This window comes from Hymenobacter sp. 5516J-16, assembly GCF_022919335.1.
Lineage (GTDB): Bacteria > Bacteroidota > Bacteroidia > Cytophagales > Hymenobacteraceae > Hymenobacter > Hymenobacter sublimis.
The window spans coordinates 4,291,662-4,304,954 of sequence record NZ_CP095058.1 but is presented as its reverse complement, the minus strand read 5'-3'; the positions used below and the strand labels follow the sequence as shown (position 1 = coordinate 4,304,954).

Sequence of the window (13,293 nt, the reverse complement as noted above, 5' to 3'; positions counted from 1 at the left end):
GCTGCCTAGGCCGCCGCTCCAGGGTTAATTGCCGGTTCAGGATGGCCGCGCCGTTGGGAGTGAGCACCCAGGCCACATCCGGCCGCGCCCCAGCCGCCGCAAAGCCGCCGTGAAGTTGCGGGTGCCCGTGAGGTGGTAGAGCAGAGCCGTTTGTGCAGGGTGCAGCGTCTGCCAACCCATTATAGAAAGATACCGACTAGGAGAAGCCAGGACAGAGGAGTATGGCCTGGCGAAGGGGTGCCCTTCCGTGAAGGGCGACTCAGACTTGTACGTTTCCTCCAGCGCATCTGAAACGATTACCCGCGCCCTTGGCAAACGGTATAGCTCATTTCGCTGCATCGGGGTGAGTAGCAAGGCCCGACGCTCATCAGGGGAAAGGATAGCTGAGCTGGCCAAGATGAGTTGGCGCTCGATGCGGTTGCGCAGCCGCTCCTGGGTTAGCACGCCGCGGCGGTGCCAGGTTTTATAGCCGTAAGGCAGGGCCACCACCGCCAGCACCAGCAGCAAGGCTCGGACGGGGTTGCGAGGTAGCAAGCTGGCTGGTAAGCGAAACAGAAACACCAGGTTGCTGAGCACCCAAAAGTCCAGCAGGGGTAGCGCCAGCCGGGGTGGCAGCTTCAGCAGCGTGCCTAGCCCTAAGATCAAACTCACGTATGCCAGCTGCCCGAGCCAGAATTGCCAGTCACTTACCCGGTGCCGAAGCACCAGCGCCCAGGTAGCCAGCACGAGCAGCAGCATCGGGAAATAGTCGCGGGCCAGTTGAACCAGCAGCGCGCGTAGCTTGCTGGGGGCCGTGTGCTGGAGAAAATATTCAGGGCGGAAGGGCGCGGCGCGGGCAAAAAACGCCTCGTTAATCAGGGTAGAATCGGTCAGCAGCCAGTGGCGGGCAGCGGCCAGCCCCAGGCTGTCCCGGGGTGAGAGGGGCTGGAGAGGCGGGGCCGTCAGCTGGAAATCGTTGAGGTTGGATTTAAGGACATCGAGGCGGCGAAAAGTGGCGGCAGCGGGGCTCCACGTTAGGTTCAGCCACAGCGCGCCCACCACCGCCCACGTCCCTATCCCGGCCAGCAGCGGCAGACTTCGGCGGCCCGCCAGCCACCACGCGCCGGGCAGCGCGGCCACCACGCCCAGCAGCGCCGCGCTCGGCCGAATCAGCCAGGCCAGTCCGAAGGCCAGCAGCCCCAGGATCAGCGCGTGGCGGGTTGGGGCTCGTTGGGCCGCGAACAGCAGCCCGGCCCCGGCCAGTAGCACCGGCACCCGCGCGTAGTTAAACCAGAACCCGTGCTCCAGCCAGGCTACCCCCAAATCAGCACGATGAATACTAGCCCCCACCACCGCTCAGTGTGCGCCTGCAACAGGCGCCTGAGCACGGCAACCATCAGCACTGCAGCCAAATAGAGCAGCCCGTACAAGGTATAGGCGTACCAGGGCTGGTAGGGCGCAGCCGCGTACAGGCGGCTCCAGAGAGCAGCGTAACCGTGGAAATACAGGTGCAGATCGGTTACGGGAGCGGCCGCGGTAGTACCGCGCAGTAATGCAATAATTGTCAGGTCGTCGTTGGTTTCGAAGTAGCAGCCCAGCACCACGCCACTGAGGAACATCAGCAGCAAAGGCAACCCCAACACATAGAGACGACGCAGCATCATGGCCCGCAAGGTAGGGGGCGGTGGTGAGATAGTGAGGTGGTGAGATAGTGAGGTGGTGAAATGGTGAGTGAAGTGGTGCCGTGAGCCAGGAGGCACAACGACTCTATCTTTCCTCTCTTTGTGACAACCTTAGAAACGTGACAAGCCCTTACCGCCAGTACAGACGTCGAGGCTGGTCATATTTCAGGGTGCAGTACTTCGTGAAGGATGGATAGCCGCGCTCTGCTCACCATGACACCACTTCACTCACTCTCTATTTCACCATCTCACTATTTCACCACCGCCCCCTACCTTGCCCCGGTGAATCGTTTGACCTCCCGCTTGCCCGACTGGACTTTGCTACTGGTAGTAGTGCTGACTGTGGCTTACTTCCTGCTTACGCACGAAGGCTTGTACGCCCTCGATGACTATTTCTACGCCCGCTATGCCCACCAGCTGCTCACGGGTACCTTTCGGGTGGAGCCCGATCCGCTGGGGCTGCTGCACGACCCTTTGAAAGAGCGCCCCTTGATTTTCGGGCCGGTGGCGCTGTGCTACGCCTTGTTTGGCCTGAACATCATCAGCACTACCCTGTGGCCCCTACTGGCTACCTTGGGCTGCGCCGTTTTGGTGTGGCGTCTGTACCGTCGGCGCGAGCCGCTGGTGGCGGCAGCGGCCATGCTGCTGCTGGGGCTGCACTACTTCACGCTCAACTTAACCAACTACCTCTATCCTGATAACATTCTCATGTTCTGGTGCTTGGCAGGAGCCGGGGTGTTGCTGCGGGGCCAGGAGCCGGGACGGATGGCGGGCTGGTGGGGAGCAGGGTTTGCGCTGCTTTCCTTTGCCGCCCTGCTTAGCAAGGAAACCATTGTCTACTACCTGCCCTTCTACCTGGGCATGCTGGGTCGGGATGCCTGGCAGCGGCGGCACGGGCAGTTTTGGGGAGCGGCGCTGGCTACCGGTACCGGGCTGCTGGCGGCCTACCTGGGCTTCTACCAGTACTACACCCACGACGCCCTCTACCGCATTCACCTGATTGAGCACACCAATCAGTTTTTACAGGAAGGCAACTACCTGGCCGGCAACCGGGCGGCCCTGCTCAGCCGCGTGACTTGGCAGCCCCTAGCCTTTTTTGTGGCGGCCGGCATGGGGCTAATGCTGGTGCTGGCCGTCGTGGCCGGGAGCCACCCCAAAGTGCCCCTCGCCGATGCAGCAACGGAGTCTGCGCGCCCACCAGCCGAAGCCCCAGACCGCCGATTTTGGCTGCTGCTGGCCCTGAGTACGCTACTGCTCTACTGGGTAGGTAGCACCTCGCTCAGCCAATACAACCCTATCAGCCTGCTGCCGCGCATGACTACTCCCCTGCTGCCGCCCCTGGCCCTGGCGGCAGGCTTCGGAGTGCGCACTATAGTGCAACGGGCCGGCTGGTGGGCCGGCGCCACGGGACTGGTGTTGCTGCTGGCCGCCGCGTGGTTGCGTAATGCGGCCGCCCTTCTTTACGCACTTCCTGGTTTCTATCTGCTACTGCTTGGGCTGGGCGCCAGCCGGCCGTGGTGGCCGGCCCGCCTCCGGGCCGGTACCGCGGGGCTTAGCGCCCTGACGGTGCTTGTGCTGGCTGGAGCCCTGGCTATCCGGCCGCTGTACTTTATGCAGAAGCCTTCCGTTTCGGCCCATTTTGCGCAAGACCGCCTTATTCGGCAGCACTTGCAGGCACCCACCCAGGGAGTAGTTTTCGTGGATGACTACCTGATTGGCAACTACGATTTCTACTACGGCTTCCGTCCGCCGACCGGCCTGCAGTACCGGCGCTACTGGGCCCGCGACTCGGTGCAGCTGGCCCCGGGCCAGCACGCCTGGCTGCTGCTCAACCGCGCCACCCTCAGCAACGACGAGCTAACGCGCAAGCTGATTCGCTACTCCCCCGACTCAGTATTGAGCTGGTACCCAGGCCGCCGGTTGGTGGCCGAGGATGGGCCGGTGGCGCTGTTCGAGGTATCGGGGTTTTAGCGGGCCAGGGCCAGCAGCCAATCGAGGGGGCGCACGCCACGCAACTCGCGCAGCAGCCGGTACAGCGCGCGGGCCTCGGGACGGTTGCGGTACCGAATGGCCTGGCGCAGTTCCCAACGTACGCGCACAGCCAGGGCGGCCCGCTCCTGCTCCGTACGGCACAACGCCAGCGCCTTGCGACACACCCGGATGGTAGACGCCAGGTAAGGGTCGTGGGGACGGTAGCCTTTACGCGACATGGACTGCGGGTGCAGGCGCTTCTGGGTGGTTACTTCAGGTAGCAGGTGAAACTCCCAGTTGCGGCTGGCCCGCACCCAGAAATCAAAGTCCTCGTAGGCTAGGGTTTCGTCGTAGCCACCTAACTCCTCCAACACGGCGCGGCGCATGGTCATGGTGGGAGTGCTGATGAAGTAGCGAGCCAGCACCTCAGTAAAGACCAAGCCGGAGGCAGGTAGCGGGTGTAGCTGCCCGCGGGCGTCGCGGCGGAAGTGGTTGCGCACGTGGCGGCCGTCTTCGTCGATCAGCTCAGCATCGGAATAGACCACACCGCAGCGCGGCCCGGCCTGTGCAAATTGCCTGATTTGCTGACTAATGCGCTCCGGGAGCAGCACGTCATCAGTGGCAAAGTCCAGCAGAAATTCTCCCTTCGACTGCCGAAACCCGTGGTTGAAGGCCCGGCAGTTCCCTACATTTTCCGGGAGCAGGTGAAGCTGCCAACTGGGGTGCGCGGCGGCGTAGCGGCGCAGAATGACCGAGCTGTCGTCGGTGCTGGCATCGTCCACCAGTATCACTTCCAGATTCGAGTAGGTCTGAGCAGCAATAGAGGTAAGAGCCGCCTCCAGAAACCGGGCGTGGTTGTAGCACAAGGCCACAACAGTAACAAGGGGGGCAGATGCAGCTGACATGGAGCCGGCAAGATAAAAAGTTTGCGCCCTGAATGCGGAGGAAAGCGGCACGCGAAATAGCTCGACGGGTGGCAGCCAAGTTTCCCTCTGCTTGGCCGGCAGGAAAGGAATGCCTTTGCACAGAAACCCAGCTTGCCAGGCGGTAGCCACAAGCTGTTGGTGATTCTACCGGCCCAGCCTACCTTAGTGGCTTAACTCCCGCCGAAAAAACCAGAGGCACCACGCCAGTAGCAGACCATAGCGGGCGGCCTGGGCCAGTGGGGCGCCCAGCAGGCCGTATGTGGGTAACAGCAGCGCCAGCAGCACCGCCAGCACCAAAGCCGAAACCGCCTGCACGGCCACGTACTGCCCCACCCGCGCCTGAGCTGTGAGCAGGAACAGTAGCACCCAGGTTAGGAATTTCAGCCAGTCGCTGAGCAATTGGGGAGCCAGCAGAAAGTTGGCTTCTACAAAACGGGCCTCGAAGAGCACGGCTAGCAGCCCCCGCGCAGCAACCATAATGCTCCCAGCCCCAGGGCCAATCCGGGTGCCAGCAGGGCCAGCACGGTGCGCACCAACCGCCGCCGCTCGGTGGGCCGGCCACTTAGGGCTGCCAGCCGGGGGTAGTACACGCTGCTCATCAGGGCCGAGAATACCATGGTGTAGTTGTCAGAGAGCTTGGCTACAGCCTGCCATAAATCGGTGGGGCCCAGCCCAAACTGCCGGATGAGCACTTGGCGCAAGCTAAAATCCACGGCTTTGCTGAACAGCAGCACGCTCAAAGCCATTAGCAGAAAGCGCCCCAGTGCCCGCAGACCGGCGCGGCTGACGCGGCCCCGCAACGAAGGCAACAACCCAGCCCGGCGCGCTACCAGCAGCGCGGGTCCCAGGGTTGCCCCCTGGGCCAGCAGGTAGGCCAGCAGGGCCGCCGGAATGGAACCGCCCCCGGCCAGCACCAGCGCTACCACGGCCGGCCCCAGCAAGCTCAGCAGCACCGTCAGGCCCACGTAGGCCCGCAGCCGCCCCGCCGCCAGCAGCACCGACACCACCAACGCATGCCCCGTAAGCAGGGCCAGCCCCGCCAGCAGGCCCGCTACCCATCCTAGCCCTCTCCCGAACACCGCTACCAGCGGGCCGGGTGCCAGCAACAGTGCCAGCGCCGCCACGGCTAGGGCTGCTACGTTCAGCACGAGGCCGGCCCCCAGCCAGGCCCGGTAGCGGCCGGAGCCGGCGCGCAGCGGAGCCAGGTATTTTACTACCCCCACATGCACTCCATCGTTAGGCACGGTAGTAAACAAGGCCATCAGGTTTTGGAAGTGGGCCAGCAGCGTGAGGCCACCGGGTCCGCCATACACGGCCAGCAGCTTGTTCAGCACCAGAGCCCCCGCCGTGCGCGCCCCCACGGCCACGCCCGAGCCCAACGAGCCGCGCAGAAAACGGCCCAGCACGGCCGCGCGGGGTTCAGGCCGGGAATCTGGGACGGAAGAAGGAATTTCCATGGCCCGCAAGTTACGCGCTTCGGCGGCGCGGCTTACTACCGGCTGGCGCGCCCTGGTACTTTACAGGGCCTTGGTAAACGTCAGCTTGAGGCTAGCTACGCCGCCCAAGTGGCGCTTAAACTGCAGCAACGACTGATTCAGGCCGGTGGGAAGCGTGGAAGTGCCCAGGTCCAGCAGCCGCATGCCGCTGGCCTGGCCGAATGCGTGCAGGCCAGCGTTGAGCAGCACTACCGGACTCAGGGAATTATACACTACCGGACTGGCCGGATAGAAGTTATAGAGCACCGCAGGGCTTACCTGAATGGCCACCGTCAGGGCCGCCCACTCGCCCTGGGCATCCCGCACCGAAAACAGGAAATGGTTTCGCGGAAACTTCTGGAACAGCTCTTGCAGCCGCTCCAGGGGCATAGACAAGGTCTGACCCTTTTCTTCCCGGCAACGGCGCAAAAACTCGTAGGCTAGCGGCAGCAACAACGGGGGCTCCTGCTCAAAGCGCAAACCGTGCCGCTCGCACTTTAGCAGGCGCCGCCGCTCCGAGGGGTGCAAACCCGCCCGGTAGCTCTGGGTTACGGGCAAGTGCATGTTTACCTCGGCTAGCTCCACCGTGTAGCCCAGTTGGGTCAGCACATGGGTAAGCTGAGCGCTGGCCCGCGGATGATAGGCAAAGGCGTGGGGCCGCAACGTGAAGTGCCGAATGCCGCGCTCCACCAGCTGCTCCTGCACTGCCTCCAGAAAAGCTCGCAACACCGCATCGGGCAGCCCGTCGGCGGCTTGCACGGCCCCGAAAGGAGCTTGCCAGGGGCTGCGGGCCATCATTTGGTCTTCCGCCTCGAACACCGAAAGTTGGGCTACGGTTTGGCCGATGGCTACGTCTTCCAGAAAAAAATGCAGCTGGCTGCCGGGAGAACTCTGGAGGGCCAGATGAGCCGGCGTAAGGTAAAGCCAGGGCGAATAAGCCAGGGGTAGCGTTGGTGCTGCTCCCGCTTCCAGCCGCAGCCTAACCGCGTACTGCCCGCCGCCAGCGGGCAGCGGCCACAGACGAGCGGAGGCAGCAGGTGAATGCAAAGGTGGCACGGGTAAGGGCAAAGCAGCGGGCGAAAGTACGAGGATTTTTCGCTGGAAACAGCCACGGAACAAGCCTGCCTACCGGGCCATAGCGCGCAGAATAGGGAATTGGCACTTTTCGTCCGCGCCCACCAGTTGCCAGCTACCTTACGCCAGGCCGAGCTTTTTTGGTGTGAATGCCGTAAACTGCCTCCACAATTGGTTGCTTGTTTCTGATAATGTCTGCCCCCGACTCTACTCCCCTTACTGCTACCCCGCCGCCCGTTCTGCCCTTGCCGGAAGAGGAGGACGAGCAGCTCCACTCCCGCGGCATCGCCGACCATGACGCTACGCGCCAAGCCCGGCAGCAAGGGGTAGGCCAGCGCCCTGGCACACTGGTTATCCGCGAGGATTCCCTGAAACCCCGGCTGTTTTTAATTTCCTACGGCGATGATTTCCTCGAGGAGCGGGAATACCACGACTACGGCCACCTGCTGACCTACTTCCGCCAGCACCCCGAGCGACGGCACTGGATTGACGTGCGTGGCTACGACGACCTGGCCCTGATGCAGCGGTTTCAGGAGGATTTTCGCATCCACCCCCTGCAAATGGAGGACGTGCTGGGCGACTACCAACGGGCGAAAGTGGAGGAAACCGAGGACGGGCTGTTCCTGGTTTCGCGCATGACGGAGTTCACCCGCCTGCTCGACATCGACGACGATCAGCTATCCATCTTCACCGGCCCCAACTATGTGCTCACCTTTCAGGATGATTACGAGGACTGCCTGGAGGCCGTGCGCCAGCGCCTACGCTCCAGCCGCAGCACCATCCGCAAGCGCAGTTCGCTGTACCTGGCCTACGCCCTCACCGACGTCGTTCTTGACCACTACTACCCCACCATGGCCGCCATCGGCGACTACCTGGAGGTTCTGGAGGAGCGCATTTTCCAGGGTAATTCCGACCGGCGGGTGCTAAACCGGATTCTGCATATCAAAAAAGACATTGTCCGGTTCCGCCGCCTGGTGTACCCGGAGCGCGACAAGATTGCCGAACTGCTGCGCCTGCCCGACGAGGAAATTCCGGAGGAAATCAAGGTGTTTTTCAAGGACTGCTACGACCACGCCATCCAAGCCCTGGACCTAGCTGAAAGCTACCGCGAAACCGTCAGCAGCCTGATTGACCTGTATATGTCGGACCAGAGCAACCGGGCCAACGAGGTCATGAAAGTGCTGACTATTATCAGTAGCATTTTCATTCCGCTCAGCTTTGTGGTGGGCCTTTACGGCATGAACTTCCAGCGCGAAGCCCCCGATGGCCGCGTCAACTACCTCAACATGCCGGAACTCTACAGCCCTTGGGGTTACCCCGTCCTGCTGGCCGTACTGGCCCTAATTGTCATTGGGCAGCTCACCTATTTCTACCGCAAAGGCTGGTTAACCAAGCGGTGATTTATCAGGTTAGTGAATTGGTGGCTGGGTAGGTGAGTAAAACCTGTCTGTCACCCTGAACGCAACGAAGGACCTTATCACGTCAGCACGAGCCGTAACAACGACTTGTTCTCGCATGATAAGGTCCTTCGTTGCGTTCAGGGTGACAGACAGGTTTATTTAGTAACTCACTTTTTATTCCCTACCCAACTCCGAATTCGCTCACGCACCAAACCACGCACCGAATCACCACCTACTGCGCCAGTCGCACGTCGGTGCGGCGCAGTTCGTTGCCGACTACCCGGAAGAGGTGGTAGAGGCCGGTGGCGGGGTCGTGGGTGAGAGCAATTTGGGGGGCGCTGCTATCGAAGGGCTGACCGCCGACCAGGCGGGCACGGGCGTCGTAGAGGTAGGCCTTGCCGGGGCCCGTTTCGGTGAGGGCATATACCTGCCGCCCCGGTCCGAAGCTAAAAAATTGCACCGAGCGCGGCGCCGAGGTGACAAAGCGCTGGCTAAGCACCTGCTGACCGGCGGGGCTAAACAGCGTTAGCTGCCCCCCATCTTCGCGCACCACCACGTAGGAGCGCTGTTCCTGATCAGGCACCAATCGGAACTGAGAGGTGCGGCTCCAGGTAGCCACCCGGGCCCGGGCCAATATGTCGCCGCTTAGGTTGAAGCTGACTCGCTCGCCGCGCTGGCTAACCACCGTGAGGCGCGTGCGGCTGAAGGTGGCGCCGGTTTCCACGAGCACGCCGCTGCCCAGGCGCGCACCCATGCTGATGGGGAAACCAGGATAGGACGCTCCGGCCTGGTCGAAAGCATACACGTAGCCATTTTCCAGCAGTACCACCACTACGTCACGCCCATCCACCGTCAGGTACTGAGGCGGACCTGCCAGCCGGAACTCCAGTTGCTTGGGTTGCCAGCCGGGGTAGGCCCGGCCCTGCGTATCATACAGAAACAAGTTGCCGCTGGCCCCAGCTACCAGCAGGCGCCGCGCTACCCCGCCGCCGGGCGGCGAAATACTCAGGGAGGTAGCCCGCACGGTATCCGGCAGATTTAGGGGGAAGTTGGGCTGCACCTGCCCGCTGCTGTTGTACTGAAACAGCTGGCTGGGGTAGCCAGCAACACCCCCGTGCCACCGGGCAGACGGTAGATGGGCCCTACCACCGGTCCGGGCAAGGAGTCAGACCAGGCTACCACGTTGTCGGGGGTGACATAGTGAAGCACCCGCGCCGTATCCTGCACCAGCACACCCGGCAGCTTGGCACCGGCCACGGTCACCAGTTCGGGGGAGGAGCTGAGGGGTAGCTTAAAATCGAGCACGCTGCCAGTGCCGTTGGGGTTCTGGGGGCGGGCCACGGCGGGCCCCACGGCCGGGTGGCGGAGCACAAATTGGGTGAAATACTGGGCCCCAGCTTCCCGCTCGTTGGCCGCTGGCACCCACTGCATGGCTATTTGGGGGAAGCGTTTGAACAGGCTTTCATTGCGCAGCAGGCCGGCCCGGCGCTCCTCCTGTAAGCCGCGCAGCAGCAGGTTCCAGCAGTTGCGCGTGTCCAGCATCACGCTCAGTCGGGCCAGGGGCTGGGTATCCTGCAGGAAGGCTACCTGGGTAGGCGAGCGGCTCCAAACCTCTCCGGCGGCTATATCTGTTAGCCACTGGCGCAGGGCCGGCTCATCGTCGCCGAAGGCCACGTAATTGCCCACCTGCGCTACCACCGGCTGCGGCCCAAACCCCTTGAACAAGGAACCCAGCAGCAGCTGCGGCAGCTCCGGCACGCCAGTTTGGTGCAGCTGATAGGGCCCCACCCGCCCAAAGGCCGGACTGGCATCCACGGCTCGCCGCAGCTGGCCCAGCAGCAGACCTACTTTCCCTGGGTTGGCCGTGTAGGCTACGGCCAGCTTGCCCGGCCGTGCCCGGGCCGAGGCCGTAGCCAGGTAACACAGGGCCACTTCCTGGCTGAGCTGGGTCGTGAGGCTGTCTAACAGAGGCTGCACGGCCGGCGCCAGCGAGTCGGTAAGCGTGAGGGGCGGGCGGGAGCCGCGCAGAACTGCCGCCGGGCCCAACCCCAGGTGCACCACGAGGGCCGTGCGCAGGGGTAGCACTTCGGCCATGCGCAGGCGCTGGGCGGGCTGGCCTACTAGCCGCTGGTGCAGGGCGTCGCGGGCGGTTTCGGGGTTAGCAAAACCGTTGAGTACGACTTTGTTGCCGGCCAGCTTGAGCTGAGTCATCTCGTTGCGGGCCAAGCTGGCCACGGCGGCTATTTCGGTGCCCAGCTCCTGCCGAAAGAACACGTTCATGAGCTGGGGTAGCCGCCGCTGGTTAAGTAGCAAGGTGGCATCCACGTCGCGGAGCTGGAAGTAGTCGGTGCTCTGAAACTCGGCCGCCACGGTAGGCGCATCCAGGTTTTCGAGGCGGCGGGCCACAGCTTCCACCAGTACTGGGTTGGCACTAATCAGCAAGTGGTTGCGGTAGTTGAGCATGGTTACGCCTTCTCCGCCGGAGCGGGGCCGCACCTCGGTCAACACCTCATCGAGGTAGTCGCGGGTAGTTACCAGGAAGCGCGGGTCGCGGCTCAAGCCCTCCACCAGGCTGCGCACCTGCCGATACTCGCGCACGCTCCCAATGGGCACCTGAAACAGGATATCGAAGCGACCCGGACTGGTGACGTGCAGGGACGTCAGGACCCGCTTTCGGCCCAAAAAACGCAGCACCACGTTGCGTCCCCCGGTCAGGCTGTCGGCCAGGGCCAGGTTGTCTTCCATCTGCTGGAAGTAGCGCACGGCCGTCAGGTTGTCCCAAAGCTGGGTTTCCTTCAGGTGGCGCACCAGGGTAGGATGGTCGCGGGTAACGGTTACGAGCACGGCATCGTCGGGCACCAGGGCCCAGGGGTCCACGGGTACGCGCGCCACTGTGCGGCGGTAATACACGTAGGAGCCCAGCGCCGTGAGCAGCAGCAAACCCGTTAAAAAGACCAGTACTCGTTGCGACATGCAGGAAACTCAGGGTGGCGGGCCGGCAAAAATAGGGGTTTGGCCGGGAGCGTACGGTGGAAGTTATTGCTAACTGGCAGATACCCTACCCACTTCGGGTAGTGGTGGTTTGAAAGGAAGGCTGTGTCCGCGGCCTGGACACGTTTGCTGCTTTGCCGCTGGCCCGCTCCCCCGAGCTGGCGCGCACTGGTTTTCACCCTATCCTAAACGGGATACAGCACCTGCCGTCTACGCAGAAACCGGGTGCGGGGCAGCGCGCCTGTGCCCTTATCTCCGGGCTAATCTTCTATCTTCCGGCCTGAAACACTCTCTACTCTCCCTTTATGTCCGAAAAACAAGGTCATTTTCAGCGGGCCATTACGCTGTTTGATGCCGTCATGATTGTGACCGGCAGCATGATTGGCTCCGGCATTTTTATCGTCTCCACGGGCATTGCCCGTCTGGTGGGCTCGGCGGGCTGGATGCTGGTCGTGTGGCTAGTGACGGGCATCATCACCCTGGCCGGGGCCGTAAGCTACGGCGAGCTGTCCTCTATGTTCCCTAGAGTGGGCGGCCAGTACGTGTACCTGCGCGAGGCCTACAACAAGCTGGTGGCCTTTCTCTACGGCTGGACGCTGTTTCTGGTAATCCAGACCGGGGTTATTGCGGCCGTGGCCGTGGCTTTTGCCCGCTTTACCGGCGTCCTGATTCCCTGGTTTTCGGAAACGAATGTGCTCCTGAAAGCTGGTTCCTTCACGTTCACCACGGTACAGCTGCTGGCCATAGGCCTGCTAGTTTTCCTGACCTTTATCAACTCCCGGGGCGTGCGCTCGGGCAAGCTGATTGCCAACGTGTTCGGGAGCACCAAGCTGGTGGCGCTGGCCCTGTTAATTCTCTGCGGCATAACGTTTGGCATTAACAGTGAGGCCGTTAGCCAGAACTTCCAGAACGTGTGGCAGGCCATGAGTTTTAACGCTGCCGGCCAGGGCGTGCCGCTAACCACGGGGGCCTTGGTAACGGCCATTGGCCTGGCCATGACAGGCTCCCTGTTCAGCTCCGACTCCTGGAACAACATTGGCTTCTCGGGCGACGAGATTGTGAAGCCCGAGCGCACTATTGTGCTGAGCATGGCCCTGGGTACGGCCATTGTAACGGCCCTCTACATCCTGATTAACGTGGTGTACCTGCTGGTGCTACCACTGCAGGGCGACCCGAATGCTACCGACGTGCTAGGCCGCGGCATTATGTACGCTGCAAACGAGCGGGTAGGCACGGCCGCCGCCGAAAGCATCCTGGGCGCGCCCGGCGCCTACGTCATGGCCGTCCTGATTATGATCAGCACCTTCAGCGCCGACAACAGCATCCTGATGTCGGGGGCGCGGGCGTACTACGCCATGGCCCGCGACGGAGTGTTCTTCTCGGGCATGGGCCGCCTCAACAAGGCCGGCGTGCCCAGCGTGGCCTTGTGGGCCCAGTGTGCCTGGGCCTGCGGGCTGTGCCTGTCGGGCTCCTATGGTGAGCTGCTGAACTACGTCATGTTCTCCGTGATTCTGTTCTACGTCATCACCATTATCGGCATTTTCATTTTGCGCCGCACCCGGCCCGAGGCGCCCCGCCCCTACCGGGCCTTCGGCTATCCGCTGGTGCCGCTGCTGTACGTGGTGCTGGCCTCCGCCTTCTGCTTCATTTTGCTCACGGACCCCGAAAACTCTAAGTTCGCTCAGCGCGGCTTGCTGCTGGTAGCGTTGGGCGTACCGGTGTATTTTCTGTTTGGTAAACGCCTGGCTAGCAGCCCGCCCGCTACCCCAGAGCAGTAGCCGTAACTTGCTGATTA

At 62.7% G+C, this 13,293-nt stretch carries 11 protein-coding genes; 3 read left to right on the top strand and 8 right to left on the bottom strand.

Going from position 1 to position 13,293, the window contains the following annotated elements; all coding sequences use genetic code 11:
- Positions 1 to 36: 36 nt before the first annotated feature.
- Both MUN84_RS21300 and MUN84_RS21295 read right to left on the bottom strand, forming a co-directional pair.
- The gene (locus MUN84_RS21300; protein WP_244695909.1) at positions 37 to 1,302 is read right to left on the bottom strand and encodes a hypothetical protein; all 1,266 of its coding nucleotides are present in this window, start codon (positions 1,300 to 1,302) and stop codon (positions 37 to 39) included.
- On the bottom strand, positions 1,293 to 1,643 hold the full coding sequence (locus MUN84_RS21295) for a hypothetical protein (RefSeq protein ID WP_244695908.1): 351 nt from the start codon (positions 1,641 to 1,643) through the stop codon (positions 1,293 to 1,295). Before MUN84_RS21295 ends, MUN84_RS21300 begins: the two co-directional genes overlap by 10 nt.
- Before the next feature lie 300 nt (positions 1,644 to 1,943).
- Between MUN84_RS21295 and MUN84_RS21290 the strand changes: the two genes are divergently transcribed.
- Positions 1,944 to 3,632 (top strand): ArnT family glycosyltransferase, encoded by a 1,689-nt coding sequence (locus tag MUN84_RS21290; RefSeq protein WP_244695907.1) that lies wholly within the window; start codon positions 1,944 to 1,946, stop codon positions 3,630 to 3,632.
- Here the strand turns inward: MUN84_RS21290 and MUN84_RS21285 are convergent.
- The 4 genes from MUN84_RS21285 to MUN84_RS21270 form a co-directional block, all read right to left on the bottom strand.
- Positions 3,629 to 4,537, bottom strand: coding sequence for a glycosyltransferase (locus tag MUN84_RS21285; protein ID WP_244695906.1), 909 nt, complete (start codon positions 4,535 to 4,537; stop codon positions 3,629 to 3,631). The two genes, MUN84_RS21290 and MUN84_RS21285, sit on opposite strands and share 4 nt — an antisense overlap.
- 183 nt (positions 4,538 to 4,720) lie before the next feature.
- Positions 4,721 to 5,035: a hypothetical protein gene (locus tag MUN84_RS21280; RefSeq protein WP_244695905.1), complete on the bottom strand. Its 315-nt coding sequence runs from the start codon at positions 5,033 to 5,035 to the stop codon at positions 4,721 to 4,723.
- Positions 5,011 to 6,015 carry a hypothetical protein gene (locus tag MUN84_RS21275; RefSeq protein ID WP_244695904.1) on the bottom strand — a complete coding sequence of 335 codons (1,005 nt, stop codon included), beginning with the start codon at positions 6,013 to 6,015 and terminating at the stop codon, positions 5,011 to 5,013. The genes MUN84_RS21280 and MUN84_RS21275 overlap by 25 nt, the downstream gene beginning before the upstream one ends.
- Positions 6,016 to 6,075: 60 nt before the next feature.
- A complete protein-coding gene (locus MUN84_RS21270) occupies positions 6,076 to 7,080 on the bottom strand; it encodes a hypothetical protein (RefSeq protein ID WP_244695903.1) in 1,005 nt (334 codons plus the stop codon).
- A gap of 218 nt (positions 7,081 to 7,298) precedes the next feature.
- On the opposite strand from MUN84_RS21270, the gene corA reads away from it, so the two are divergent.
- Positions 7,299 to 8,507 carry a magnesium/cobalt transporter CorA gene (gene corA, locus MUN84_RS21265; protein ID WP_244695902.1) on the top strand — a complete coding sequence of 403 codons (1,209 nt, stop codon included), beginning with the start codon at positions 7,299 to 7,301 and terminating at the stop codon, positions 8,505 to 8,507.
- Between the two features lie 232 nt (positions 8,508 to 8,739).
- On the opposite strand, the gene MUN84_RS21260 is transcribed toward corA, so the two are convergent.
- Positions 8,740 to 9,567: a hypothetical protein gene (locus MUN84_RS21260; RefSeq protein WP_244695901.1), complete on the bottom strand. Its 828-nt coding sequence runs from the start codon at positions 9,565 to 9,567 to the stop codon at positions 8,740 to 8,742.
- Positions 9,546 to 11,480: a hypothetical protein gene (locus MUN84_RS21255; RefSeq protein ID WP_244695900.1), complete on the bottom strand. Its 1,935-nt coding sequence runs from the start codon at positions 11,478 to 11,480 to the stop codon at positions 9,546 to 9,548. The genes MUN84_RS21260 and MUN84_RS21255 overlap by 22 nt, the downstream gene beginning before the upstream one ends.
- Before the next feature lie 323 nt (positions 11,481 to 11,803).
- Between MUN84_RS21255 and MUN84_RS21250 the strand changes: the two genes are divergently transcribed.
- Positions 11,804 to 13,276 (top strand): APC family permease, encoded by a 1,473-nt coding sequence (locus tag MUN84_RS21250; protein WP_244695899.1) that lies wholly within the window; start codon positions 11,804 to 11,806, stop codon positions 13,274 to 13,276.
- Positions 13,277 to 13,293 lie beyond the last annotated feature (17 nt).